The organism is Streptomyces sp. NPDC059851 (assembly GCF_042732005.1).
GTDB lineage: Bacteria > Actinomycetota > Actinomycetes > Streptomycetales > Streptomycetaceae > Streptomyces.
The window spans coordinates 35,932-61,627 of record NZ_JBHWJJ010000025.1; the positions used below are offsets into that span (position 1 = coordinate 35,932).

General features: G+C 72.6%; 24 protein-coding genes and 1 pseudogene. 15 read left to right on the forward strand and 10 right to left on the reverse strand.

Features of this window, described 5'->3' with window-relative positions; all coding sequences use genetic code 11:
• Positions 1 to 10: 10 nt before the first annotated feature.
• The gene (locus tag ACFV7Q_RS11855) at positions 11 to 631 is read right to left on the reverse strand and encodes a carbohydrate-binding module family 20 domain-containing protein (protein ID WP_385427022.1); all 621 of its coding nucleotides are present in this window, start codon (positions 629 to 631) and stop codon (positions 11 to 13) included.
• Between the two features lie 224 nt (positions 632 to 855).
• Between ACFV7Q_RS11855 and ACFV7Q_RS11860 the strand changes: the two genes are divergently transcribed.
• Positions 856 to 1,548 (forward strand): lipoprotein, encoded by a 693-nt coding sequence (locus ACFV7Q_RS11860; RefSeq protein ID WP_385427025.1) that lies wholly within the window; start codon positions 856 to 858, stop codon positions 1,546 to 1,548.
• A gap of 264 nt (positions 1,549 to 1,812) precedes the next feature.
• Entirely contained in the window at positions 1,813 to 3,045 is a 1,233-nt protein-coding gene (locus ACFV7Q_RS11865; protein WP_385427028.1) for an FAD-dependent oxidoreductase, read from the forward strand.
• Positions 3,046 to 3,080: 35 nt separating this feature from the next.
• On the opposite strand, the gene ACFV7Q_RS11870 is transcribed toward ACFV7Q_RS11865, so the two are convergent.
• Entirely contained in the window at positions 3,081 to 3,443 is a 363-nt protein-coding gene (locus ACFV7Q_RS11870; RefSeq protein ID WP_385427031.1) for a hypothetical protein, read from the reverse strand.
• A gap of 239 nt (positions 3,444 to 3,682) precedes the next feature.
• Between ACFV7Q_RS11870 and ACFV7Q_RS11875 the strand changes: the two genes are divergently transcribed.
• The gene (locus ACFV7Q_RS11875; RefSeq protein ID WP_385427033.1) at positions 3,683 to 5,020 is read left to right on the forward strand and encodes a geranylgeranyl reductase family protein; all 1,338 of its coding nucleotides are present in this window, start codon (positions 3,683 to 3,685) and stop codon (positions 5,018 to 5,020) included.
• A gap of 223 nt (positions 5,021 to 5,243) precedes the next feature.
• Positions 5,244 to 7,088 (forward strand): glycoside hydrolase family 15 protein, encoded by a 1,845-nt coding sequence (locus ACFV7Q_RS11880; RefSeq protein ID WP_385427036.1) that lies wholly within the window; start codon positions 5,244 to 5,246, stop codon positions 7,086 to 7,088.
• Positions 7,089 to 7,324: 236 nt separating this feature from the next.
• Here the strand turns inward: ACFV7Q_RS11880 and ACFV7Q_RS11885 are convergent, their stop codons facing one another.
• The 6 genes from ACFV7Q_RS11885 to ACFV7Q_RS11910 form a co-directional block, all read right to left on the reverse strand.
• Positions 7,325 to 8,368, reverse strand: a complete 1,044-nt coding sequence (locus ACFV7Q_RS11885) for a cytochrome d ubiquinol oxidase subunit II (protein WP_385427038.1) — start codon at positions 8,366 to 8,368, stop codon at positions 7,325 to 7,327.
• On the reverse strand, positions 8,365 to 9,810 hold the full coding sequence (locus ACFV7Q_RS11890) for a cytochrome ubiquinol oxidase subunit I (protein ID WP_385427118.1): 1,446 nt from the start codon (positions 9,808 to 9,810) through the stop codon (positions 8,365 to 8,367). The genes ACFV7Q_RS11885 and ACFV7Q_RS11890 overlap by 4 nt, the downstream gene beginning before the upstream one ends.
• A 75-nt stretch (positions 9,811 to 9,885) precedes the next feature.
• Positions 9,886 to 10,680, reverse strand: coding sequence for an SDR family oxidoreductase (locus ACFV7Q_RS11895; RefSeq protein WP_385427120.1), 795 nt, complete (start codon positions 10,678 to 10,680; stop codon positions 9,886 to 9,888).
• 212 nt (positions 10,681 to 10,892) lie between these two features.
• Positions 10,893 to 12,473 (reverse strand): GMC oxidoreductase, encoded by a 1,581-nt coding sequence (locus ACFV7Q_RS11900; protein ID WP_385427040.1) that lies wholly within the window; start codon positions 12,471 to 12,473, stop codon positions 10,893 to 10,895.
• A gap of 165 nt (positions 12,474 to 12,638) precedes the next feature.
• Positions 12,639 to 13,553 (reverse strand): cyclase family protein, encoded by a 915-nt coding sequence (locus ACFV7Q_RS11905; RefSeq protein WP_385427123.1) that lies wholly within the window; start codon positions 13,551 to 13,553, stop codon positions 12,639 to 12,641.
• Positions 13,554 to 13,673: 120 nt separating this feature from the next.
• Complete coding sequence (locus ACFV7Q_RS11910) at positions 13,674 to 14,279, reverse strand: TetR/AcrR family transcriptional regulator (RefSeq protein WP_385427043.1); 606 nt, start codon at positions 14,277 to 14,279, stop codon at positions 13,674 to 13,676.
• A 188-nt stretch (positions 14,280 to 14,467) separates the two neighbouring features.
• Between ACFV7Q_RS11910 and ACFV7Q_RS11915 the strand changes: the two genes are divergently transcribed.
• From ACFV7Q_RS11915 to ACFV7Q_RS11930, 4 genes are all read left to right on the forward strand, one after another.
• Entirely contained in the window at positions 14,468 to 15,016 is a 549-nt protein-coding gene (locus tag ACFV7Q_RS11915) for an ATP-binding protein (protein WP_385427126.1), read from the forward strand.
• A gap of 109 nt (positions 15,017 to 15,125) precedes the next feature.
• Entirely contained in the window at positions 15,126 to 15,899 is a 774-nt protein-coding gene (locus ACFV7Q_RS11920; protein WP_385427046.1) for a CPBP family intramembrane glutamic endopeptidase, read from the forward strand.
• A complete protein-coding gene (locus tag ACFV7Q_RS11925; protein ID WP_385427049.1) occupies positions 15,889 to 17,175 on the forward strand; it encodes a sensor domain-containing protein in 1,287 nt (428 codons plus the stop codon). The genes ACFV7Q_RS11920 and ACFV7Q_RS11925 overlap by 11 nt, the downstream gene beginning before the upstream one ends.
• The gene (locus tag ACFV7Q_RS11930) at positions 17,127 to 17,777 is read left to right on the forward strand and encodes a LuxR C-terminal-related transcriptional regulator (protein WP_385427051.1); all 651 of its coding nucleotides are present in this window, start codon (positions 17,127 to 17,129) and stop codon (positions 17,775 to 17,777) included. Before ACFV7Q_RS11925 ends, ACFV7Q_RS11930 begins: the two co-directional genes overlap by 49 nt.
• A gap of 54 nt (positions 17,778 to 17,831) precedes the next feature.
• On the opposite strand, the gene ACFV7Q_RS11935 is transcribed toward ACFV7Q_RS11930, so the two are convergent.
• Entirely contained in the window at positions 17,832 to 18,131 is a 300-nt protein-coding gene (locus tag ACFV7Q_RS11935) for an acylphosphatase (RefSeq protein WP_385427053.1), read from the reverse strand.
• A gap of 161 nt (positions 18,132 to 18,292) precedes the next feature.
• Positions 18,293 to 18,690: pseudogene (locus tag ACFV7Q_RS11940) on the reverse strand (GNAT family N-acetyltransferase).
• 109 nt (positions 18,691 to 18,799) lie between these two features.
• Between ACFV7Q_RS11940 and ACFV7Q_RS11945 the strand changes: the two are divergent.
• The 7 genes from ACFV7Q_RS11945 (at position 18,800) to ACFV7Q_RS11975 (ending at position 25,522) form a co-directional block, all read left to right on the forward strand.
• Positions 18,800 to 19,282, forward strand: coding sequence for a hypothetical protein (locus ACFV7Q_RS11945; protein ID WP_385427055.1), 483 nt, complete (start codon positions 18,800 to 18,802; stop codon positions 19,280 to 19,282).
• Positions 19,283 to 19,427: 145 nt separating this feature from the next.
• Complete coding sequence (locus ACFV7Q_RS11950) at positions 19,428 to 20,396, forward strand: DUF4344 domain-containing metallopeptidase (protein ID WP_385427057.1); 969 nt, start codon at positions 19,428 to 19,430, stop codon at positions 20,394 to 20,396.
• A gap of 159 nt (positions 20,397 to 20,555) precedes the next feature.
• Entirely contained in the window at positions 20,556 to 21,053 is a 498-nt protein-coding gene (locus ACFV7Q_RS11955) for a TspO/MBR family protein (RefSeq protein WP_385427060.1), read from the forward strand.
• A 107-nt stretch (positions 21,054 to 21,160) separates the two neighbouring features.
• Positions 21,161 to 22,117, forward strand: a complete 957-nt coding sequence (locus ACFV7Q_RS11960; RefSeq protein ID WP_385427062.1) for a GlxA family transcriptional regulator — start codon at positions 21,161 to 21,163, stop codon at positions 22,115 to 22,117.
• Positions 22,118 to 22,224: 107 nt separating this feature from the next.
• Positions 22,225 to 23,223, forward strand: a complete 999-nt coding sequence (gene gap, locus ACFV7Q_RS11965) for a type I glyceraldehyde-3-phosphate dehydrogenase (protein ID WP_385427065.1) — start codon at positions 22,225 to 22,227, stop codon at positions 23,221 to 23,223.
• Between the two features lie 312 nt (positions 23,224 to 23,535).
• Positions 23,536 to 24,507 carry an MBL fold metallo-hydrolase gene (locus tag ACFV7Q_RS11970; protein ID WP_385427067.1) on the forward strand — a complete coding sequence of 324 codons (972 nt, stop codon included), beginning with the start codon at positions 23,536 to 23,538 and terminating at the stop codon, positions 24,505 to 24,507.
• A complete protein-coding gene (locus ACFV7Q_RS11975) occupies positions 24,500 to 25,522 on the forward strand; it encodes an RNA ligase family protein (RefSeq protein ID WP_385427070.1) in 1,023 nt (340 codons plus the stop codon). Before ACFV7Q_RS11970 ends, ACFV7Q_RS11975 begins: the two co-directional genes overlap by 8 nt.
• Positions 25,523 to 25,696 lie beyond the last annotated feature (174 nt).

Genomic DNA, 25,696 nt, shown 5'->3' on the forward strand with positions numbered 1-25,696 from the left:
AGCTGCGGCATCAGCAGTGGTCGAGGGCCACGGGGCGGTTCTCGTACGGGCCGTATCCCGCGAACGTGGCGGTCGCGGCGGCGGCGACCGGCCTGCAGGTCGAGCTGCTGCCGTCCCGGTAGAGCACCCGGAGGTCGTAGGCGCTGCCGCAGCCGTTGTGGACGGAGGTGTAGCGCCAGGTCTCGGACCAGGTGATGCACGTCGGCGCGATCCCGGAGGCAGGCGTGCCGGGCGTGAGGCGGAAGGTGTCCCGGGTGGTGACGGGGGCGCCGGCCCGGGGCTGCATGAGGCGGTTGGCGCCGTCCTCCCAGGTGATCGTTCCGTCGGCCCCCTTGACCAGGTACTTGTACTCGACGGGGGAGTCGGAAGGGACGACGGCCCCGGCGGCCCACTGGGGGTAGCCGTGCGCGTCGAGCGGCACCGCGCGGGCCGGATCCCACGAGCCGAGGGCCGCAACGCTGCCGACCGCGAAGACCTGGTCGCCCCACTGGGTCGTGGTCGTGACCTGGAACCGTATCGGCGAACCCGTCGGGGTGTTCGCGACGGCGGACGGCGCGGCGGGCCAGGAGAGGACCGCGGCGGCCAGTGCGGCCGCGGTGACGCCGAGGCGCCTGCTCTTCGTGCTGTGCACGGGTGTTGGTCCCTTCACGGGTGGGCGGGAAGTGAGCGCAGCCTATCGACCTCTGCAAGATCTTGCAGCAACTTGCAAAAAATCTTGATGTGTTGCTGCTGCGGGCGTTCCTCCCCGCCCCGGCCGTCCCCGCCGCCGGGGAGGGGGCAGGGGGCGGCTGCGCGGCCTGTTAGGTTGACGGCTCTTTCGTTCCTGTCGGGGTTTCGGGTGGGGGAGTGCGGTCGATGGGGCACGGGCTGGTGCGAACGGCCATGCGGGCGGTCGGTGCAGGGATCCTGGCGGTGGGCGTGACGGCCTGCGGGACGTCGACGTCCGGCGCCGCCCGGGGAGGAGGGGACGCGCCGCCCCGGACGGCAGCCGCCACCGGCACGCCGACCCCTGCCCCGAGCCCGGGCGCCGGCGTCAAGGTCGGCGGGTCCGTCGGGGGTGAGGGAACCCCGTGCCGGCTGCCCGTCTCCTTCGACCTCGTGCAGGACTGGAAGCCGAAGGCCGTCACGCATGCGGAAGACGACGCGTTCGCCGCGCTGTTCAAGCAGGGCGGGATGACCCTGGCCTGCGAGATCGACGCCAAGCCCGCCGGGAACCTCGGTTTCCTGCGGGTCTGGGTCGCCGACGAGCCGACCGGCACCGGGGGCGCCCGCAAGGTCCTGGAGTCGTTCATGACCGGCGAGAAGGCCACGGGCGCGCCCGTGTACACCGAGCTGCCGGCCGGTACGGGCGGTGCTGCACTGCCGGTGGCCGAGGCCGCGTACGAGACGGCCCCGCTCGACGAGGCCAAGAAGGAAAGGGCCTTCGCCGTCGTCACCCCGGGCGGCGCCGCCGTCGTCGTGCACCTGGGCGGGCTGGACACCGGCGAGCACGACGCGATGCTGCCGGCCTACCGGTTGGCCCAGCAGTCCCTCAAGCCGGGCCACTGAGCCGTCGCTCCGGAGCCGCCTCCCCGACACCGACCGTCCTCGAAGGCGTCGGCCTGACGCTGCGGGCGGTCCGCTCCGCTGCCGTGCTCGCCCGAGCCGTCCTCCGTACCGGCCGTCAGGCCCGGAGGCAGGACCCGTACGGCTGACCCCGCCCCAGCTCCCGTACGCCCCACGGCACGCCGGAGGGATGTGGCCCCGCCGCCACCGCAGGTGCGGTATACGTCCTCCTCGGGCGCACCGGTGCCCGCGAAGGGAGTGGTTGCCGTGGAGCGAACGACCTGCTGCGTGGTGGGGGGCGGCCCCGCCGGAATGGTGCTGGCCCTGCTGCTGGCCCGGGCCGGCGTAGAGGTGGCGGTGCTGGAGAAGCACGGCGACTTCCTGAGGGACTTCCGCGGTGACACCGTCCACCCCTCGTCCCTCGCACTGCTGGACGACATCGGCCTCGCCGAACGGTTCGCCCGGCTCCCGCAGCGCCGGGTGACCTCGGTGCAACTGCCCATCGGGCCGGACGGGTCCCTCGTCACCGTCGGGAACCTCGGTGCGCTGCACGGCAAGTACGACTACATCGCGATGGTGCCCCAGTGGGACCTGCTCGACCTCCTCGCGGACGAAGCCCGCCGGGAACCGTCCTTCCGCCTGCACATGAACACCGAGGCGACGTCCTTCCTCATCGAACGCGGACGGGTGAACGGTGTGCGCTACCGCACCGCGGACGGTGGCACCGGCGAGCTCAGGGCCACCCTGACCGTCGCCTGCGACGGCCGCGGGTCCTTCGCCAGGACGTTGCCCGAGCTCGGCCTGGAGGGCTTCCCGTGTCCCATGGACGCCTGGTGGTTCCGGCTGCCGCGCCGCGACGAGGACCCCAGCGGGCTCGTGGGAGGCGTGGGGGACCGCTTCTTCACCGCACTGATCGACCGCGGCGACTACTGGCAGTGCGCGGGCCTCATTCCCAAGGGGGCCGACGCCGCCCTGCGCGCCGAGGGACTGGAGGCCTTCATGGCCCGGTTCGGAGCCGCCGTCCCCTGGCTCGCGGACCGGGCCGACAGCCTCACGTCCTGGGACGACGTGAAGCTGCTCGACGTACGGCTCGACCGCCTGCGCCGCTGGCACCGCCCGGGGCTGCTGTGCATCGGGGACGCCGCCCACGCGATGTCACCGGTCTTCGGCATCGGCATCAACCTCGCCGTGCAGGACGCGGTGGCCGCGGCCCGCCACCTGGTGCGTCCGCTGCGCGAGGGCACCGTGGGACTCCGGGACGTGCGCCGGGTCCAGCGGCGCCGCTGGACCACCACCGTGGCCACCCAGGGCCTCCAGCGCCTCGCCCACGCCCAGGTCATCGAGCCGCTGCTGGCCGGCCGCCCCGCGTTCGGCGATCCGGAGCGCGTGAAACGGCTGACGGAGCTCGTCACCGAATCACGCTGGCTGAACCGGATCCCGGCCTACTTCGTCGCCTACGGCGCCCTGCGCGAGCGGCCCCCGCGGGAATCGCTCCGGTAAACGGGCCGTCCGCCGCGGCCGACTCCGCCCGGGCGTCAGGAGGTGCGCTTCAGGGTCCAGCTGTTGGCGTTGAAGCTGGGCACCGCGGAGTAGCGGCAGCCGCTCGAGTAGTAGCTGCTGACGATGGTCCAGCCGGCGGGCGGCCACGTCGAGGCGCAGGCGTTGACCTGGGTGCCGACCGGGTACCCGGTCAGGTCCTTGATCTGCTTGGTGTTGGGGGTGAAGCCGGAGCCGCAGCCGGCACTGTTCCACCACTGGACGTCCACCCAACCGCTGGGCGTGAGCGTGCTGGCGCACATGTTCTGGGTCGTGCCCGGCGCCGCGGAGGCAGGGGTCGCGGCGACCGCGAGGGCGGTGAACGCCATGGTGGCGAGGGCGGCGAAGCGGGTGCGGATCAAGGGGGTTTCCTTTCGGGCGCGCTGGAACCCGTCGACCGTCGACGGGCCGTGCCCAGGTGCCGCCCCCATTGCTATCCGACCCGCCCGGCCGCAGACAGTCATATTTTGGGCACAACAGTGCGACTGTTTAGGGCCGTTCATGCCGCTCCCGGCGCAGGTCACCCGCCCGACCGCCCGCCGCCGGCGTCATCGGCCCTGCCGGACGGGATCGCCGGGCCCGGACCGGGCATAGTGGTGCAGTGACCAGCGAACGCGACGACGCAAGCGGCGAACCCACCACGGACGGCACCTCCCCGCAACCGGACGGGGCCGGTGACGAGGAAGCACAGGTCATCGTCATCGGAGCCGGACCCGCCGGATCCGCCGCCGCGGCGCACCTGGCGCGCGCGGGCGTGGACGTACTGCTGCTGGAGAAGAGCGGCTTCCCCCGCGAGAAGGTGTGCGGCGACGGGCTGACCCCGCGGGGCGTACGCCAGTTGGTGCGGCTGGGCATCGACATCGACGCACCGGGCTGGATGCGGAACAAGGGCATGCGCTGGGTGTGCGAGGGCCGCGAGGTGGAGCTGGACTGGCCGCGGCTGGGCAGCCACCCGGACTTCGGGCTCACCCGCAGCCGCTACGACTTCGACCAACTGCTCGCCGCCCACGCCCGCGCCGCCGGAGCCCGCCTGCGTACCCAGGTGAAGGTGACCGCCCCGCTGTGCGACCGGGCGGGCCACATCACGGGGGTCTCGGCCACCCGCGGCGCCGGCCGGGAACCCGTGTACTACCGGGCACCGCTCGTCGTCGCGGCCGACGGCGCCTCCGCACGCACCGCGTTGGCCCTGGGACTGGAGCGGGACGCGGCCCTGCCCGTCGCGACGGCCGCCCGCCGGTACTACCGCAGCGAGGCCCGCACCCACGACCCGTACCTGGAGCTGTGGGCCGACCTGCGCTGCCCGGGCACCGAACTGGACCTGCCCGGATACGGCTGGGTGTTCCCCCTCGGCGACGGGCGCATCAACATCGGCCTCGGCGCCCTGCCCCGCCGCGGACGCCGGCCCGTGGACCTCAGGGCGGCCCTGGAGCACTGGCTGCCGCGCCTGCCCGCGACCTGGGGCGTGCACGAGGAGAGCGCCGCCTCGCCGCTGCGCAGCGCACCCCTGCCGATGGGCCTCAACCGGCGCCCCCAGTACCGGCGCGGTCTGCTCCTGGTCGGCGACAGCGCCGGCATGGTCAGCCCCTGGAGCGGCGAGGGCATCGCCCAGGCGCTGGAAGCGGCCGAGGTGGCCGCGGAGACCATCGCCCTGGCTCTGGCCCGGCCCGCCGGGGCCCGGCGGGAACACGCGCTCCAGCAGTACCCGGCGGAGCTCCGCCGCCGCTGGGGCCGCTACTACCGTCTGGGCGCCCTCGCCGGAGACCTCGTCCTCGGCCGCTACGGCTACCGGCCCTTGCTCCACCCGCGCGTCATGGCCTCGCCACCGCTCCTGCGCACCCTGGCCCGCCTCCTCACCCACGTCGCCGACGAGCCTGCCCAGGACGGCATCGACGCCGTCGTCCACACCCTCCTGCGCGCCGTCCCCGCACCGCGGCGCTGAGACGCCCGCCCCGGGATCCTCCGGGGGATGACCCTCCCCGGGGCCCCGGCGCACCGACCGCTGCCCGCCGCGCCGGGACACCGTGGTCACGTGCGGAACTCCGGTGCTGGCGCCCCGCGCAGGGGCGGCCGGACGGGGCCCGGCGGGGCGGGGCCGCGTCCCCGGCTTAGGCTGGTCGGGGGAGCTGATCCGGATGACGCCGCGTGCCGGAAGGGACGCCCTGATGGACGAGTACCCGCTGATCGAGGACCACGGCCTGATAGGCGACCTGCAGACCGCGGCCCTGGTGACCGCCGACGGATCGGTCGACTGGTTCTGCTGCCCGCGCTTCGACTCGCCCAGCGTCTTCGGCGCCCTGCTGGACCATGACAAGGGCGGGCACTGCACGGTCCGCCCCGCGCACACGACGTACGCGACCAAGCAGTTGTACCTTCCCGACACCGCGGTCCTGGTGACCCGGTTCATGACCGAGGCCGGCGCCGGCGAGGTGGTCGACTTCATGCCGTTGACGAGCCCCACGGCCACGGACCGCCACCGCCTGGTCCGCATGGTCCGCTGCGTACGCGGCAGCATGACCTTCGAGGTCGACCTCGCGCCGCGCTTCGACTACGGGCGCAAACCCCACGAGCTGCACGTCACGGAGAACGGGGCCGTGTTCGCCTCCGACGGATCGGCCCTGACCGTGCACACGGTCCGCGAGCAGGACGACGAGCGACTGGTGCACTCCCTCAGCGGCGACTACGACCTGCACCTCACGCTGAGCCTGCAGGCGGGCCAGCAGCGCGGGCTGGTCCTGGAGTCCGCCGCAGACGGGCCGCCCCGCCAGATGCGCCTCGCCGAGTACGAGGAGCTCTTCCACGACACCATCAGCTACTGGCGGTCCTGGCTGGCCAAGTCCCGCTACAGGGGCCGCTGGCGCGAGGCCGTGGAGCGGTCCGCCGTGACGCTGAAGCTGATGACCTACGCGCCCACCGGCGCCGTCGTCGCCGCCCCCACCGCCGGACTGCCCGAGCAGCTGGGCGGCGAGCGCAATTGGGACTACCGGTTCACATGGATCCGGGACGCCTCGTTCTCCGTGTACGCCCTGCTCGGCATGGGGTTCACGGAAGAAGCCAAGGCCTTCATCGGCTGGCTCGACGACCGCATCAAGGAACGGGCCGGCGGCGAGGGGGAATCCGGGCCGCTGAACATCATGTACGCGGTCGACGGCTCCTCCGACCTGGAGGAGGAGAGCCTGGAGCACTGGGAGGGTTACGAGCGGTCCGCCCCCGTGCGCATCGGGAACGGCGCCGCCACCCAGATCCAGATGGACATCTACGGCGAGGCGATGGACAGCATCTCCTTCGCCCACGGCCACGGCATCCACCTCGGGTACCACGGGTGGACCGGGCTGCTCCGCGTCCTGGACTGGCTGGCCGACCACTGGGACCAGGCGGGCGAAGGCCTGTGGGAGACCCGTGGCGGCCGCCAGGACTTCACCTACGGCCGGGTGATGTCCTGGGTGGCGTTCGACCGCGCGCTGCGGCTCGCCCAGGACACCGGGCGTCCGTCGGACGCACAGCGCTGGAGCAGCACCCGGGACGCGATCTACGAGCAGGTCATGGCGAAGGGGTGGAACGAGGCGCGCGGGGCGTTCGTCCAACACTACGGCAGCGACGTCCTCGACTCGTCGCTGCTGCGCATGCCGACGGTCGGCTTCATCACCCCGGAGGACCCGATGTGGGCCTCCACCCTGGACGCGGTCGAGAACGAGCTGGTCACCGACAGCCTGGTGTACCGGTACAACCCCGAGGCGTCGCCCGACGGGCTGCGCGGCTCCGAGGGCACCTTCTCGCTGTGCACCTTCATGTACGTCGACGCCCTCGCCCGCGCCGGGCGGCTCGACCAGGCCCGCCTCGTCCTGGAGAAGATGCTGGGGTACGCCAACCACCTCGGCCTGTACTCGGAAGAGATCGACCTGACCGGACGCCAACTGGGCAACTTCCCGCAGGCGTTCACCCACCTGGCCCTCATCGACGCGGCGATCACCCTCGACGCGGCCCTGAACCGGGCCTCGGCACACCGGTAGTCAGCGTCGCCCCCCCTGGCGGGGTCCGCCCTTCCGGCCGGCACCGGCCCGAGGAGCACGAGCGCGTCGCCTTCCGCCGGGGCGGCGTCGCGCAGCGACGGGACGCGCAGCCGGCTCGCCAGGATCTGGGAGCCCAACGGCCAGGACGACGGTTCAGTGCGGTGCCGAGCAGGATCTGCTGTTCGCTCACGGACCCCTCGTCCCTCCTGCGCCTCCGCGGCCCGGGCCACGGCCGGTCAGCCCCGGCCCTCCGGGTCGCCGCCCCGCCGCAGGTCGGCGTCGGTGAGGGGCTCCAGCGTCCCGCGCGTGTCGAGCCGGTACAGCAGCACCACCGCGGGGAAGACCAGCACGACGGACACGAGGGTCACGATGACCAGCCAGTGCAGGGTGGCGGGAGCGCCCGCCCCCTCGGCCACCGTCAGCGAGCCCGGGATCAGGTACGGGCGCTGCGCCGTGCCCCAGGCGATGACCGCCGCGGCGACGATGCCCACGGCCGAGACCCGCGACCACGCGCCGGAGGTGCGCAGCAGCAGCCAAGCCGTCACCAGCGCCGCCACCACCGACACGATGACGAAGAGCAGCCCGGCGCCGTGCGTGAGGCCGCGCCACACGTGCGGGGCGTCGCCGTGGGTGACGACCAGTGTGACCACCGCCAGCACGGCCAGTCCGGCGAGCGCGGCGACCGCCCGCCACCGGAAGTAGGCGTGCAGGTCGGGGGCTTCGAAGCGCACGGAGTCCGCTGCCAGGAACACGGCCCCCAGCAGAGCCGTGGCTACGACCGCGAGCAGGCCGAACAGCACGGAGGTGGGGTTGGCCCAGGCGTGCGCCGACGGCTCGGTGCCGGGCGACACCCGGCCGGAGGCGATCCCGCCCGCGGCGGCCCCCAGGAAGAACGGCGTGAGCAGCGAGGAGATCGCGAACACGGCCCCGTAGACCCGCCGTCCGGCGATCCTGCGGGTGGGCTTGCGCAGGGCGAATCCGGCGCCGCGGAGCACGATGCCGACGGCCGCGAGGGCCAGCGGCAGCCACATCGAGAGGAACACCGTCTGGAAGAGCACCGGGAACCCGGTCCACATGATGACGAAGACGAAGATGAGCCAGACGTTGTTGACCTCCCAGACGGGCGCCATGGCGTGGTCGATCAGCCACCGGGGGCGCTTCCCGCGCTCCGCTCCGCCCGCTGTCAGGTCCCAGAAGCCGGCGCCGTAGTCCGTACCGCCCGCGCAGGCGTACGCGGCGACCGCGAGCAGCAGGACGGCCGCCACCACATCGGCGGTCACCGGCGGCCTGCCCCGGTCGATTCCGGGCCGTCGCCGTCGCGGGCGGTGGGGGTGCTGGCGGCCGTCACCGCGGAGCGGGGGCCGTACGGGGTGTCCGTCTCCGGGGTCTCCGTCGTTCCTTCCCCACTGCGCCGCTCGTCGTCCAGCCGCCACCGCGTGCGCATCTTCAGCAGCACGACCAGGAAGGAACCGAAGATGAACACGTACACCACGACCACCAGTGCGAACATGGACCACAAGGCACCGGAACGGGTCGCGGTCACCGCTTCGGCGACCTTCATGTTCTGGTAGACGATCCACGGCTGCCGGCCCACTTCGGTGGTGATCCAGCCGCATTCGACGGCGATGACGCTCGCCACTCCGGCGCACGCGGCACTGCGGTAGAACCACGGCGAGGCGGGCAGTCGGCGACGGCGCAACCAGACGATCCCGTACCAGAGGGCGAGCAGCACGAGCGCGGTGCCGATGCCCACCATGATGTCGAAGGCCCAGTGGGTGATGGTGGCCTGAGCGGCGTTCGGCCGCTGGTCCGCCGGTACGGAGGTCAGTCCCGTCACCTCCGTGTCGGGGCTGAAGCCCGCCAGGACGGAGTCGAGCTGCGGGATCTTGATGCCGCCGGAGATGCTCCCGTCGGGGTGGAGGCGACCGAAGAGGTATTCCGGCACGTGCGTGTCGGTGTTCCAGACGATCTCCATCGCGGCGAACTTCACCGGCTGCTGGTGGAACACGGCACGGGCGATGGCGTCGCCCAGGACGAGCTGGACCGGGGTGAAGACGGCCGCGACCGTGAACGGCACGGTGAAGCCGAGGCGGTGGTAGCGGTCGCGGCGGCCGCGCAGCCAGCCGACGGCGTAGACGCCGGCCACGACGTATCCGGCGGTGAGCAGCATCGCCACGACGAAGTGCCAGTACTCCGGCCCGAACATCGGAGTGAAGATCGCCTTGCGGACGTCCACGTCGACGGGTTTGCCCTCGGAGTCGAGGGTGAAGCCCCGTGGCGTGTTCATCCAGGAGTTGGCCGCCAGGACGCCGAAGGTCCCGAGCAGGGCAGTGGCCGGCAGGGGCAGGCCGAGCAGGAAGTGCGTGCGGGCGGGCAGTCTGCGCCAGCCGTAAAGGTAGACGGCGATGAGGACGGCCTCCAGGAAGAAGGCCCAGGCCTCGACGGTGAAGCCGAGCCCGAAGACATCGCCCCACCTGCCCATCAGCCCCGGCCACAACAGGCCGAACTCGAAGGACAGGACGGTGCCGGTGACGACGCCGATCGCGAACTGCACCGCCATCACCGCCGACCAACGCCGCGCCAGCAGCAGGGCGGTCGCATCGCCGCGGCGCAGCCCGTAGCCGTGCATGATCAGGGTGATGAGCGGCAGTGCCACGCCCAACGGCACCAGGATGATGTGCGAGGCGAGGGTGAAGGCCATGAGCGATCTGGCCGGAAGCATCTGGGGCGGTGCTTCCGCCAGCAGGTGCAGCGTGGTGTGCACGGGTGTCTCCCCCCGGGGGCCGAGGCGGGTGGGTCAGCCGCCGGTGGCGAAGCCCGGAAAGAGGGTCATCCCCCCGTCGACGTACAGGGTGGCCCCCACGACGTAGTCCATGAGGTCGGAGGCCAGACCGACGGCCGCGTTCGCGATGTCCTCCGGGTCGCCGACGCGGCGGTACGGAATGAGCTTCAGGAGGTCCTGCTCGGCCTGGGGGGTGTCCCAGGCGCTGCGGTTGATGGGCGTCCTGATGGCGCCGGGGGCGATCGCATTGACGCGGATCTTCTGCGGGGCGAGCTCTTGGGCCAGGGTCTCCATCATCATCTGCACGCCGCCCTTGGAGGAGGCGTAGTTCACGTGCCCGGCCCAGGGAATGATCTGGTGCACCGAGCTCATACAGATGATCTTGCCGGCGGAGCGGGAGACCTCCGGAACGACACCGCGCCGCAGGAACTCCTTCGTCGCCTCCCGGGCGCACAGGAACTGACCCGTCAGGTTGACGTCGATGACCTTCTGCCACTGCGCGAGGGTCATCTCGGTGAAGGCGGAGTCCCGCTGGAGCCCGGCGTTGGCGACGAGGATGTCGATGGTCCCGAATTCCTCGACCATGCGGTTCGTCATGGCGACGACCTGGTCCTCGTCGGACACGTCCGCCTCGTACGCCGCCGCGCGCACCCCGAACGAGGCGATCTCCGCGACGACCTTCTCGGCCTCCTCGCGGCCGGCCACGTAGTTCACGACCACGTCGGCGCCGGCCCGGCCCAGGCCGATGGCGGTGGCCTTGCCGATCCCCGAGTTGGCGCCCGTCACCAGCGCCTTCTGGCCCCGGAGCAGGTCCGCGGGAATCACGCGCCGGGGTACGTCCTCGGTGGAACTCACGACAGCCTGCCTCCTCGACGGCGGGACCCCGCGCGGTCCGGGCGAGGACACCCGAGCGGGCTCGAACCTCACACAACCAGCGCGGTCGGGGCACGGTGGCGCGCCGCGATCCGTGTTGCACCAGCCGGCTGAGCGACTTCGCCCGGTCGGCGGTGTTCCGCCGCGTGTCAGCCCATCCGGTCGAGGAGGTGGTCGCCCACCCGCAGGGCGTTCGCCATGGCCGTCAGGGACGGGTTGACGGCACCGATGCTGGGGAAGAAGCTCGTGTCGACCACGTACAGGTTGTCCAGGTCGTGTGCCTTGCAGTTGACGTCCAGGGCCGAGGAGGCCGGGTCGGTGCCGAAGCGGACGGTCCCGGCCTGGTGCGCCGTCGCCCCGATCGGCATGCCCTTGTGCAGGTAGATGCTGTGGTCCAGTAGGTGGTGCTCGTGCATGCCCAGCTTCCCGAGCATGTGCTGCAGCTTGTGCCGCAGCCGCTTCAGCCCGGCCGTGTTGTTCGTCTCGTCGAGCGCGAGGTGGATCCGGCCGTCGCCGTCCAGGGTGACGCGGCTGTCGGGCAGCGGCAGGTCCTCCCCGCACAGCCAGAAGTCGACGGCGTGGTGGGCCATGACCTCGAACGGCATGTTCGGGGTCACCGCCCCGGCCCAGCGCGGGGCCTCGCCGTGGATCTGCTCGGCGTCCGACTTGCCGAGCATCTGGATCCCACCCAGGGGGTAGTCCCAGTCGTCCGCGCCGAGGTACCAGTCGTGCAGGGCCAGGGTCTTCTGGAACTGCGTGTCGTTGGGTTCCTCGGAGACGGCCATCAGGGCCAGGTTGTTGTGCCGCATGTAGAACCGGCCGACCACGTCCGAGCTGTTGGCCAGCCCCCGGGGATGGCGGTCGTTCGCGGAGGAGAGCAGCAACGTGGCCGAGTTGACCGCCCCGCAGGAGACGACCACGAGGTCCGCCGCGTACCGGACCTCCGTGTCCCCGTCCAGCCGGGCGACGACCGCGCTCACCGTGCGCCCCGTCGGATCGGTTTCGAGTCGGACCACGTGGGCGCCGGTGACCAGTTCGACGTTCGGGTGCTGCAGGGCCGGCTCCACGCAGATCACTTGGGCGTCGGACTTGCCGCGGACCAGGCAGGGGAAGCCGTCCACCCGGTTGCAGCGGATGCAGGTGCTGGAACGGGTCGCCCGCCCCCGTCCGTCCTGGGTCAGGTCGACCCCGATGGGCAGGTGGAACGGGTGCAGGCCCTGCTGCTCCAGGTCGTCGCTCAACTGCTGGATGCGCGGCTCGTGTTCCACCGGCGGGTAGGCGTACTGCTCGCCGGCCGGCCCCTCCCAGGGGTCCTCGCCGTGCCTGCCGTGGACCAGGTACAGGTGTTCCGCCTGGGTGTAGTACGGCTCCAGGTCCTCGTAGCGGATCGGCCAGGCGGGCGAAATCCCGTCGTGGTGGCGCAGTTCGCCGAAGTCCTGCGGGCGCAGCCGGAACAGGGCCGCGCCGTAGAACTTGGTGTTGCCGCCCACGTAGTAGTTGACCTCGGGCGGGAACTCGCGGCCGTGCTGGTCGAACCAAAACTCCGGTGCGCGGTACTTCCCCCTGACGAACACGGCGGTGGAATCCCAGTTGTCCCGCTCGCGCGGAAGGTAGTCGCCGCGTTCCAGGAGGAGCAGGCGTGTGCCGGAAGGGGCGAGCCGGTGGGCGAGCGTGCCGCCGCCCGCGCCGGTGCCGATGATGATGACGTCGTAGTGGGGGGTGTCGCTCACGGCGACCACCGTCCGTCCTCGGTCTGTGGTGTCGCGCCCGCACCGGGCCTGTCCGTCACGGCGGGATCCCATTCGAACGTATACGCCCCCCGCAGCTGCGGCATCCGGAGGGGTGCGGGAGTGCTCCTGCGACCTTGCGGGCCCTGCGGCCCTGCGCCCCTGCGGTCAGAGGAGGGCGATCGGATTCACGGGGGAGCCGGTGGCTGCCGGCAGCCGCAGCGGCGCGACCGTGCACAGGAAGTGCCAGCGCCCGAGTTCCGCGCACAGGTGCGCCAGCTCCTCCAGGTCCAGGTAGTCGAGCAGGTGCATGCCCAGGGCGTGCATCGTCAGGACGTGCACCGGGAAGGCGACGCCGGCCACCGGGCTGGGGGCGGTGTCGTTGTTGCCGTCCGAGCCGAGGACGGCGACGTGCCGTTCGGCCAGGAGCCGCACCGCGTCCGGATGCAGGCCCGCCCGGGCCCGCGCCACGTCCCACGGGCCGGTTTCCCGGCGCCGGCGCCAGTGCCCGACGCGTACGAAGAGCAGATCGCCCGGACCGGTACGTATCCCTTGGGCGGCTTCGGCCGCGGTGAGGTCGTCGGCGTCCACGCAGTCGCCGGGTTCGAGCCAGGGCACGCCGTGCAGCCGGGGGACGTCCAGGAGCACGCCGCGGCCCACGATGCCGCCCCGGACGAGGTCGAGCGTGATCCCGCGGTCGCTGCCCGCCCGCAGAGCGCCTTCCGGGACGCCGCCGTAGAGCTCGCCGTCGAAGATGACGTGACAGAGGGCGTCGAGATGGGTGTGGGCGTTCCCGTGCACGTTCATGGCGAACCGGTCCAGGGCGAAGTGCAGACCGGGGGCCCGGGTGTCCTGCGCGGACGGTGCGGTCAGGTGGTGGACGGCGGGCTGGGGATCGTCCGGCCCTGGCCGCGTCCCGATGGGCGCGGCCAGCGACACGGTGCGGCCGTGGCGGACGGAGGCCGCGGCCGCAGCGACCCGCTCGGGCGTCAGGTGGGCGATGGCCCCGCGCCGGCGCTCCTCGCCGGTCCGCGCCCCGTGGCGCAGGTGCACGTAGAGGGACCGGAAGGCCTCCTCCGCCATGGGGTGCGCCGGGGCCGTGCGGCGGGGCGTCCTGTCATCGGTCACGCCGGCTCCTCCTGCTCGGCCGAAGGGCCTGCCTCCACTGTCCGGCGCCGCTGTGGCCCGTGCATCCCGACGGCGTCATTCCTCCGCGGTCGGGCGCCAGCCGGGTTCGAGGCGGTCGAGGAGGAGGCGGAAGGCCGCGTCCGCCCGGTCCCGGTCGCCGTCCGCCAGCGGGGCGAAGAGCAGCCCGAAGGCGCTGTGGACGAGGAGGGTGGCTTCGTCGCGGGCCCGCGCCTCGGACAGGCCCGTTCCGGCGAGGAGCCCGGCGGCCAGGTCGGTCCAGCCGGTCACCACGTCGTGCATCACGGGTCCGTACCGGTCCGGGTGCATCAGGCTCGCGGTCATGATCTCCAGGTACAGCGGGAGCACGGCCCGCCGGTCCGTGGCGCCGAACTGCTCCCACACCTGTTCCAGGAGACGCCTCAGCCCCGCGGCGTCCCGGGGCGCGCCGCGCGCCTCCAGCAGCGCCCGCAGCCTGAGGAGGGGACGCCGCTCGTCGAGGGCGAGGGCTTCGGCGACCATCCGCTCCTTGGTGCCGAAGTAGTACAGCAGCATGCGGTCGCTGGTGCCCAGGGCCCGGGCGAGCGGCCGCAGCGACAGACCGGACAGGCCGTTGCGGAGCAGGTATGCGCGTACCCGGGACAGCAGATCGCGACGTTTGTCCTGGTCAGCGGCACGTGGCACCGGGACCTCCCCAGAATCGAACACCTACGGACAGGCGTCTGTTTTGCCCCAATTTTTACCGTAGCGTCCGCTACATGTAATCTATTGGTGTAGCGAGTGCTACAGGAACGTCGAACGTTCGCCACGAGCGGCCGGGCCACCCGGCACAGAAGGGACTGATGAGCATGGCCCACCTCACCGTCTTCCGTATGCATCGGCAGGACCGGGCAGGAAGCCCAGTCGACGAGGGGTTCGCCGAACGCGGCAGGGAGTGGGTCGCGAAGAACGCATCGACGTCGTGGCGCGCACGGCACCTGGGCCTCTGGGCCCGCAGCTTGCAGCCCCTGCGCCCCCTCTGCGCGCCCGCTGCCCGGGCTACGGCCAGGGAGGCCTCCTGGCCCCTGGTGCGGGACCTCACCTCGGCCGGCCGTGCCCGCCGCGTCGTGACCGGCCGCCTGCGCGACTGGGGCCTGGGCGGGCTCGCCGACACCGCGGAACTCCTGGTCAGCGAACTCGTCACCAATGCCCTGCGCCACGCGCGCGGCCCGGTCCGGCTCAACCTCAGGGTGGCGGGCGACCGGCTGCTGTGCGAGGTGGAGGACGCCTGCGACGCCGACCCCGTACGCCGCACCGCGCACCGGGGAGCCGAGGGCGGCCGCGGCATCGAACTCCTCGACCTGCTGAGCGAGGCCTGGGGCAGCCACCGGACGGCCACCGGCAAGACCACCTGGTTCGAACTGTCCGCCGCGAAGCGCTGAACCGGAGGGTGTACCTGGGTACACCCCGGCTCGGCAATCAGGCACAGGGGCCGCGGCCCTGCGGAGCGGCATCGTCTGTGCCATGCGAATGACACCCGTGGATCACAAGATGACGGCCACGTTCCTCGCCGTCGCCTTCCTCGCCGCCGGCCTGCTGGGGGCGGCCCAGCCCGCCACCCGCATACCTCCCGAGGTCCTCCAGCTGACACAGTTCGGACCCGCGCTGGGGGTGGGCGCCGCCGCACTGCTGTGGCCGGGGCGCGTACGGGCGCTGCTCGCCGGCGGCCCGGCCCGCGGCGACGGCCGCGGAGCCCTCCTGATCCTGACCGCGCCGCTGGTCATCGCGGCCGCTGCCGCCACGTACGCGGTACTCGGCGGGCATGCGCGTCCGGTACGACCGGACGCCCCGTTCGCGCTCGTCGCCGCGGCGCAACTGATCGGCGCATGCGCCGAGGAGATCGGCTGGCGCTGCCTCCTCCAGCCGCTGTTGCGCCCCCGCTTCGGCCCCCTGGGGACCTCGGTGGCGGTCGGCGCGGTGTGGGGCGTCTGGCACGTCCAGGTCTTCACCCAGCACCCGCTGTACGCCACGGCCTTCCTGATCACGGCGGTGTCCCTGTCGGTCGTGATGGGCTGGGCGCTCGACGGGACGGGGGCGTCCCGGCTACTGCTCGCCGGAGGGTTCCACGCCCTCGTCAACATCGGCATGCTGCTCTTCATGGACGAGGAGGCCGGCACCGTCACCCCCATGGTGCTGTTCGGCGCGTCCTGCCTGACGGCAGCGGCCCTGTGGACGTGGTCGGGCATGCGCCGGGGGCGGACCGCCCGGACGGCACCGGCACCGGCACCGGATAGGCTCGCCGCGATCATGGAGAATGTCCGATAGACCGCGCCCGGCCCTGCCGGGCGCCTGCCTCGCCCTCCGCCGTTGCCAGCTGGCGAGCCTGCACGCGCTCGTCGTGTCCGCGGCCGGCTCGCTGGTGGTGCTCGCCGTACTCCTGCTGCCTGTGGGTATCGGCTTCCGGCTGCTCCCGCCCGCAGCACGGGCCCTGCGCGCACTGTCCGACCGCTCCCGCTCAAGGGCCGCGAGCTGGACGGGCGTCCGGATCAGCCCGCCCGAGCCGCTGCCCGCCGACCGGGAGGCGCGCGCCCGCGAACGGTCCCGCCGGATCCTGGCCGACGACGGGTTCTGGCGCGACCTGGCATGGGCCTGGCTGGAGCCGGTGACGGGGGGCCTCCTGGTCGCCGTCCCGCTCGCCCTGGCCTGGTACGGGGTCTTCGGCGCGCTGGTGCAGCCGTTCATCTGGAGGACCGTCAACGACGGCAACTGGTACGCGTTCGTCCCCGTGCACACCACCGCCACCATGCTCGCCGCGCTGGCGCTGGGGCTCGCCTTCGTAGCCGCCGGCCTGTACGCGGCCCCCGCCGTGCTCCGGCTGCACGCCCGCCTGAGCCGACGGCTGCTCTCGGCACCGCGCAGCACCCGAATGGCCCGGCGGATCGAGCGGCTCACCGATACCAGGAGCCGGGCCCTCGACACCCTGGCCGCCGAACTGCAGCGCATCGAACGGGACCTGCACGACGGCGCACAGGCCCGGCTGGTCGCCATGGGCATGACCCTGGACCGGGCCGCCCGACTGCTGGACACGGACCCGGCCGCGGCGCGCGAGCTCCTGTCGGACGCCCGCAGCACATCCGAGCGGGCCCTGCAGGACCTGCGCGACCTGGTCCACGGCATCCACCCACCGGTCCTCGCCGACCGCGGCCTCGGCGACGCCGTCCGGTCACTGGCCCTCGACAGCTTCCTCGACGTCCACGTCGAGGCCCGACTGCCGGGCCGGCTCCAGGCCCCCGTCGAATCCGCGGCCTACTTCGCCGTGAGCGAGGCGCTGGCGAACGCGGCCAAGCACTCAGGAGCCCGCGAGGTGCGCATAGCCCTGGCGTACGACGACGGCCTGCTGCACATCGCCGTCACGGACGACGGGCACGGCGGCGCCGACCCGTCCCGGGGCACCGGACTGGCCGGCGTGCGGCAGCGGTTGGATACCTTCGACGGGACCCTCGCCCTGCACAGCCCGCAGGGCGGACCGACCACCGTGGCGATGGAGATACCGTGCGCGTTGTCCTGGCCGAAGACCTCTTCCTCCTCAGGGACGGGCTGACCCGCACCCTGCAGGAGCACGGCTGCGAGGTCGTGGCGGTGGACAACGGGCCGTCCCTCCGCCGGGCGCTGCTCGCCGAAGGGGACGAAGCGCCCGATGTGGCGGTGGTGGACGTGCGATTGCCGCCCACCTTCACGGACGAGGGCCTCCAGGCGGCCCTGGCCGCCCGCCGCCGCACGCCCGGCCTGCCGGTCCTGGTCCTCTCCCAGTACGTGGAACAGCTGTACGCCAACGAGCTGCTGGCCGGGGGAGAGGGCGCCGTCGGCTACCTGCTCAAGGACCGGGTGACCAACACCGAGCAGTTCATCGACGCCGTCCGCCGCGTCGCCGCCGGCGGCACGGTGATGGACCCGCAGGTCATATCCCGCCTGCTGTCGCGCGGCGACGCCCGCGGGACCATCGACGGCCTGACGCCGCGTGAGCGCGACGTCCTGGAGCTGATGGCGGAGGGCAGATCGAACGCCGCAATAGCGGGCGGCCTGCACATCAGCGAGAGCGCGGTCGCCAAGCACACCGCGAGCATCTTCGCCAAGCTGGACATCAGCCCGTCGTCGGACGACAACCGCAGGGTGTTGGCCGTCCTGGCCTACCTCAAGCGCTGACCCCTCCGGAGCCGCATGCGGCGCGGGGCCGACCCGCTGCGTCCCGGCCGGCGGTCAGCCGCCGCCGTACGGCGTCGGCCGTACCTCGAACCCCTCGGCAGCCGCTCCCGATCCGGCCGGGGGCTCCTCGTGCACCTCGACACCCAGGACCGCGGCCGCCGGCGGCCCCGTGTGCACCCAGCGGACCATCCGGGCGACGGCTTCCTCGTCCCCCTCGAACACCGCCTCGACCTCACCGCCGGGCAGATTGCGCACCCACCCGGACACCCCCCGTTCCAGGGCGGCACTCCGACAGCTGTCGCGGAAGAACACCCCCTGGACCCGCCCCGACACGATCACACGCTTCCGCACCATGCCCCGACCCTGCCCCGTTCCCGCTGCCGTCCCGCTGCGCGACGCGCGGGGGCACGCGGACCGCCCCCGTTCGGGGGAGCACCGTGCTGAGGGTGGGAGCCGGTGCGGGCCACGACCAGCCGTGCTCGAAGATGTCCTTGGGCGGCAACGGGGGCGGGGCGCTACAGGGCCATCAACCCGGCCGTCGTCGCCTGGAAGCCACAGGCGTCGAAGTAGAACGGCCGCAGGTGTTCCTCGAAGTCGACGTGGAGCCATGCGCAGTTCGCGGCGCGGGCTTCGCGGGCCGCGGTGGCGACGAGGGCGGCACCGACCCCGCTCGACCGGTGGTGCCGGGCGACCACCGTGTCCAGGACGAAGGCGTGGGCCCCGCCGTCCGAGACGACGTTGACGAAGCCGATCAGACCGCCGCCGTCCTCCCGCGCGCAGACCCAGCCGAGGCTGTGGCGTTCGAGTCGTTCCCGCCACTCGGTCGGGGTGACCGGGTGGTCGAAGCCGTCGGCGTGCAGGGCGTCGAGGGCGTCGTCGTCGAAGGTCCCCGCCACTCGTAGGTGATCGTCACGCCTCGATCGTATGCCGGTGCCACGCCCTGTCGAACGGTTACCGAGTTGTTCCAGGAGCTGTGGGCTCCGGCACAGCGCTCACGGCCGGTGTGCTGCTGGAGTCGGGCGATGGCGTACTTCTTGTTGCTCCTCGTCCCGGCCGGTCTGGTCCTCCCGTTCGTCTTCGCGGGGCGGGCCGTCGGTGTTCTGGCCCGTGTCGGCGGTCCGCGACGTGCTGACAGCGCGGCGTGGCTGCGGGCCGCCGGCTTCGCCCAAGCGGCGGTCGCGGTGGGCGTGTACGCCTGGGGCCTGCTGCACCTCACCGGCGCGGTCATGTCGGCAGAGGACGGCGGGACGGACTCGATCCCCATCCGGCCCTGCCGCACTTCGGGTTGGGAGTACCGCGGGGAAGGGATCTCCGGCTACCGGGTGGAGTACGTGCCCCTGCGGTTCGTGTGCGAAACCGAGGACGTCGGCGACTACACCACTTCCGTCCCCGGATACGTCAACCCGGTCTTCTTCCTCTTCGGCCTAGGAGGCGCAGTCTGCTTCACCGTCGTGGCCCTGGATTCCGAGAACGGCCCCCGCGAGCAGTCCGGCACGGGGACGTAGCCCGTCGCCCCTGGATCCGGCGCCACCAGTGCGGCAAAACGTTATAAATCGGTCATTGCGGGCCTGCGGCCGGTCGATCATAATCCGCGTGTCGGGTGCGGGCCCCGTGGGTGGGTGCCTCGACCGAGGAAAGGAGCCGGCCGGGGTGCCGATCAGTGGTGGGCGTTCGATCATGGCGCGGGCCGCTGCGGCGGGGGCACTGCTCGCCGTGGGGCTCGCGGTCGTTTCGTGGAGCGGCAGCGCGGGCGAGGACGAAGGCGGGGGTGACGGCGAGGGCAAGGTCACGGTCGTCTACGAGGACGGTGCGACCAAGCCGCAGGACCGCCGGGCGGTGGAGGTGATCCGGAAGTCCCGCGTGCTCGAACGGACGGCCGACTGGGTGAACACCTCGGTCGCCCTTCCGCACGATCTGGTCGTCAAGGTCACCGACGAGGTCCCGCCCGGGGTGACGGACGCGGTCACCCAGCCCGACGGCAGAACGATCTACGTGCCGCCCGCGTTCCTGACCCGGCTCCACGGGGTCGCCGGTGAAGTGGCCAAGACCGTGAAGCGGCCCGCCCTCGTCCCCGCGGGCGAGTTCAACGCCGACGACCTGACCGCGCTGTCGACCCGGTTCATCTTCGGCCATGAGGTGGGCCACGCCCTGCAGCGCCAGCTCCAGTTGCCGAACCTCGGCCTGGAGGAGGACGCCGCCGACGGGTTCGCCTCGTTCCACACCGTCAACGAGGCCGGCCCCGGCCCCTCGCTCGCCAGCGCGATGGTCTTCGACGCGCTCGCCCGCAAAGAGGGCGAGCTCACGCTGGAAGGGCTGTCGAGCGATCATCCCGTCACCCAGCAGCGGGTCTTCAACTTCCTCTGCTACCTCCACGGCAGCGACCCGAAGAAGTTCGACGGCCCGCTGGTCGGCGCCGGCTACCTACCGAAATCCCGCTCCCCGCTCTGCCCGCAGGCATGGGCGATGCTGGACCACGGCTGGTGGACCCAGCTCAAGCCGCATTTCCGCAAGGCGTTCAAGGCGCAGGGCGACATGAGCCAGGAGGAGGCGCGCGCCCGGATGATCGCGGAGATGAAGGCCCTGGCGGAAAAGCTGGACGAGATCCGCAGCGGTCAATGAGCTGCATCCGTCCTCACGCCGAGCAGTGAAGTACTGGTCGGGGCGACGGGACGGTTCAGCGCCCCCCGAGCGGAAGCCGGTGACGGCCATGGGGCGACTCCCGATGATCTGCAGCACGGGGCGGTGGAGCGCCCCGGTCGTGCGCCGGCGGGGTGCGCCGTGACCGGTGCGGCGCTGCGGGCGCAGCTCGCCAGGCCGGGGCCCTCGCTGGTGGCCCTCCTCGCGCTCACGTACGGCGTCGCCGTCGTCGGGGGTCTGGCGGCTGACGACGCCGGGGGCGTCTACCGCACGTTGCAACGCCCCGGCTGGGCACCACCGGCGTGGCTCTTCGGGCCCGTGTGGACCGTGCTGTACGGGTCGATCGCCGTCGCCGCCTGGCTCGTCCTCCGACGCGGCAGCGCGGACGGTCGCCGTCCTGCTCTCGCGCTGTGGATGGTGCAGCTGCTGCTCAACCTGGCCTGGACGCCGCTGTTCTTCGGGGCCGGGAAGTACGGTCTGGCGCTGGTGGACATCTGCCTGCTGCTCGTGTCGATCGCACTCACCGTCGCGGCCTTCGGCCGGGTGTACCGGCCCGCCGCCCTGCTGCTCCTTCCCTATCTCCTGTGGGTGGCCTACGCATCCGCGCTGAACTGGTCGATCTGGTGGCTCAACCGGTGACCCCGGGGCGGAGGGCTGCCGCGTTCCGCCACGGATCGGCAGCGCAGCGTGACCGCCGCCGGTTCGTACGTGTGCTCGAACAGTGCGTCGCCGCGTACGCTCTACGCATGTCAGCCGCCCGCCTCCACCGCGTCGCCGTCCTCGTGCTGGAGGGGGCGAAGCCCCTCGACGTCGGCATCCCCGCCCAGGTCTTCACCACCCGCGCGAGCATGCCGTACGAGGTGCGGATGTGCGGCGCCGCCCCCGGCCTCGTCGCCGGCGGCGACGGCCTCTCCTACCACGTGAACCACGGGCTCGACGCGCTCGCGTGGGCCGACATCGTCTTCGTCCCCGGCTACCGGTTCCCGGACCGGGAGGATCCTCCACAGGGCGTCATCGATGCGCTGATCGCCGCCCACGACCGGGGCGCGCGGCTCGCCGCCATCTCTACGGGCGCCTTCGCCCTCGCCGCCACGGGCCTGCTCGACGGCAAGCGCGCCACGACCCACTGGCACTACACGCGCGCGCTCGCGGCCAAACATCCGCTCGTCCGGCTCGACGAGAACGTCCTGTTCGTCGACGAGGGCAGCGTGCTGACGTCAGCCGGCGCAGCCTCGGGCCTCGACCTGTGCCTGCACATCCTGCGCGCCGACCTCGGTGTGGCCGCGTCCAACCACGCCGCCCGCCGCCTGGTCGCGGCGCCCTACCGCAGCGGGGGCCAGGCGCAGTACCTGCCCCGCAGCGTTCCCGAGCCCCTCGGTGAACGGTTCGCCGCCACCCGCGAGTGGGCGCTGCGCCGGCTCGCCGAGCCCCTGACCCTCGAAGCGCTCGCCGAGCACGCGGCGGTGTCGTCCCGCACCTTCTCGCGGCGCTTCGCCGACGACACGGGGTACACGCCCATGCAGTGGATCATGCGTGCCCGCGTCGACAGGGCCCGTGAGCTGCTCGAACGTTCGGAGCGGAGCGTGGAGCAGATCGCCGCCGACGTCGGCCTCGGCACCGGCGCGAACCTGCGGCTGCACTTCCAGCGCATCCTCGGCACGACCCCGACCGAGTACCGGCGCACCTTCACGAAGGGCGAGTGACCCACCCCCCGAGGCGTGGCGGGATCCTTTTGAACCGTGGCGATCACGCCACTGTCGTGGATGGATCAAGGACGCGAGTCTGTTGGCGAACAGAAGGGACACCGCTCATGACTCGCATCGCCATCAACGGATTCGGCCGCATCGGACGCAACGTGCTGCGCGCGCTGCTCGAACGCAACAGCGACCTCGAGGTCGTCGCCGTCAACGACCTCTCCGAGCCCACCACGCTCGCCCGGCTCCTGGCGTTCGACTCCACGGCCGGCCGCCTGGGCCGCCCGGTGACCGTCGACGGGAACACCCTCGTCGTCGACGGCCGCCGCATCACGGTCCTCGCCGAGCGCGAGCCTGAGCAGCTGCCCTGGGCCGAGCTGGGCGTGGACATCGTCCTGGAGGCGACCGGTCGCTTCACGTCCGCCGACGCCGCCCGCGCCCACATCAAGGCCGGTGCGAAGAAGGTCCTCGTCAGCGCCCCGTCGGACGGTGCGGACGTGACGCTGGCGTACGGCGTGAACACGGACGCCTACGACCCGGCCGTGCACACGATCGTCTCGAACGCCTCGTGCACGACCAACGCGCTCGCGCCGCTGGCCGCCGTACTCGACGAGCTCGCCGGCATCGAGCACGGCTTCATGACGACGGTGCACGCCTACACGCAGGAGCAGGCCCTGCAGGACGGTCCGCACCGAGACCCCCGCCGCGCCCGCGCCGCCGCCGTCAACATCGTGCCGACGACGACCGGTGCCGCCAAGGCGATCGGCCTCGTGCTGCCCAGCCTCGACGGCAAGCTGAACGGCGACTCCATCCGCGTGCCGGTTCCGGTCGGCTCGATCGTCGAGCTCAACACGACCGTTGCGCGCGACGTGACGCTCGATGACGTGCTGGCCGCGTACCGCGCCGCGGCGGAGGGCCCGCTGGCCGGCGTCCTCGAGTACTCGGACGACCCGCTGGTGTCGTCCGACATCGTGGGCAACCCCGCCTCGTCGATCTTCGACTCTGCGCTCACCCGCGTCGACGGCCGCCACGTCAAGGTGGTCGCCTGGTACGACAACGAGTGGGGCTTCTCCAACCGCGTGATCGACACCCTCACCCTCCTCGCCACCCGCTGAAGCGGGGCCGCGATGACGCTCCCTCCGGCCCCACGGCCGAACGGCGCGGCCGCGGCGTGAACGGCCTCCGCGGGGAAGACCGTCCCGATGTCTCCGCGGACCGAGCGGGTTCCCGACTGCCGACGAGGCAGCCGGGGACCCGCTTCTACGCGTGGCGCGGCGGCCGGTCTCCCGCATCAGCCGGACGCCACGCCAGCGTGCGGTGCAGGGGGAGGGGCGGCGTCCCGCACGGAAAACCACGGGCTACCGCGGCCCCCGCCCGTTACGATCGGGCCCTCACCTGATCACCACGGCGGCGCGACGGAGGCACCGATGACCGACGCCCCCTCGCCCACCCCCGCCCATCCGGAACGGCTGGAGCAGGGCCACCCGTTCCGCCAGTGGAAGACCTGGCGCATCCCCGGCACCGGGCTCACCCTCACCGGGTACTCGCGCGCCAACGACAAGACGTTCTTCCACATCCCGGAGCTGCGCTGCGCGCTCGACGCAGGACTCGCGGAAGGACGACAGCCGGAAACCGTCTTCCTCACCCACACCCACCACGACCACTCCAAGGACCTGGACCACCTCGCTGCCAGACCCGCGGGCGTGGACATCCACCTGCCCGCGGCGGCACTGCCGTACGTCAAGACCTTCCTGCGCGCCTCCGCCGAGCTGAACCACGGCACCGCCTACGATCCGGCCCTCGCCGCGAACTGCCGGCTGCACGGGGTCCGCGGCGGCGACGAGTTCACCTTCGGGCGCCGCGGCCACCACGTGCGGGTGGTGGAGTGCGTGCACAAGGTGCCGTGCGTGGGCTACGCGTTCTCCGAACGCCGCAAGGTGCTCCTGCCCGAGTACGAGGAGCTGCGCCGCTCCCTAGCCGAACAGGGCCGCGGCGCAGAGTTCGGCCGCATGCTGGCGCAGCACCGCGCGAACGGCTCGGAGGTCGAACGAGAGGTGCTCAGGCCGCTGTTCGCCTTCCTCGGGGACACCCATGTGAGCGTCTTCGAGGACAATCCCTGGCTCTTCGAGTACCCGGTCGTCATCACCGAGTGCACCTACCTCGACGACGCCGAACTGGAGCGCGCCGACCGCGTGGGGCACACCGTCTGGAGCCGCCTCAAGCCCGTGGTCGAGGCCCACCCGGAGACGCTCTTCGTCCTCACCCACTTCAGCCTGCGCCACTCGGACCAGGACGTCCTCGCCTTCTTCCGCGGTGAACGGCCCGACAACGTGCTGCTGTGGGCGCACCCGGAGAGCCGGCTGCCCGAACAGCACCAGCCCGGCGGTTCGCATGCCTGACCCGCACTGGTCCCCGTACCCCAAGATCCCCTCCCGGGCCCGGCTGGGCGAGGCGCGGGCGGCCCGGCACTGGGTCGCCCTGGAGAAGGTCCACGGGGCGAACTTCGCCATCGTCTGCGACCACGGCGGAGTGCGGCCGGCCAAGCGTCGCGAACTCCTCGGGGAGGGCGGACTCGACGACTTCTTCGGAGTCGGTCGGATCTGGCCCGCCCTGGCCGTCGCCGCGGAGCACTGCGCCGCCGCCCTGCGTCGCCACCACGGAGCCGACGCCTCGGCACCGGTCACGGTCTACGGTGAACTGGCGGGCGGCCGCTACCCGCACCCGGACGTGGCTCCGGCGTCGGGCACGGAACCCGTCCAGACCGGCGTCTGGTACGCCCCGAACCTCCTCTGGCTGCCCTTCGACGCCACGATCCGCACCGGCGACGGCATCCGCTGGGTCGCCGACCGGGCGCTGCGCCGGGCCGCGGGCGCCGCGGGCCTGCACTGCGTGCCGCTCCTCACGCACGGGACCCTCGCCCAGGTACAGGAACGCACACCGGTGTTCCCCACCCGCGTGCCGGCGCTGCTGGGCCTGCCCGAACTGCCCGGCAACCTCGCGGAGGGCCTCGTCATCAAGCCCGCGGAGGAGTGGCGGACCACCGCAGGGGCCGTCCCGGCCGCACGCCCGGTGGCCAAGCTCAAACACCCCGCCTTCGCCGAGGACGAACGCTTCGACGGCTCCCGCCGCTACCTCGCGCCGGCCGAGGGCGCCGCCGGCGTGCCCGGCTGGCTCCTCGGCCAGGCCACTGCACTGCTCACGCCGCCGCGGGCGGCGGCCGCCGTCAGCAAGCTCGGCCCGCGCACACCGGCCGAGGAGATCGCCGCCGAGATCGCCCGGGACGCGGTGGAGGAGCTGGCCGAGGCCCTCGGAGGCCTCGACGACGCCCTCACCCCGGCCCTGGAGCAGGCGCTCCGCCCCGGAGCCCTGGCCCTGGCCCGCTTCGACGCCACCGACCGCCGCCCCCCTGCCTGACCCCCTCCACCGGCCCGACCCGCCCGCCTTCGGGGACGCCGTGCACCCGTCGATCCAGATCGACCACTCCATGGTCCTCGGCCTTCGTTCGGACACGTGCGGCAGGTCGGGGAGGGGCCGGCCTGGCGGCCCGTGGACTCCTGATCCACCGGGGCCGGCGGGCGCGCGTCGGCG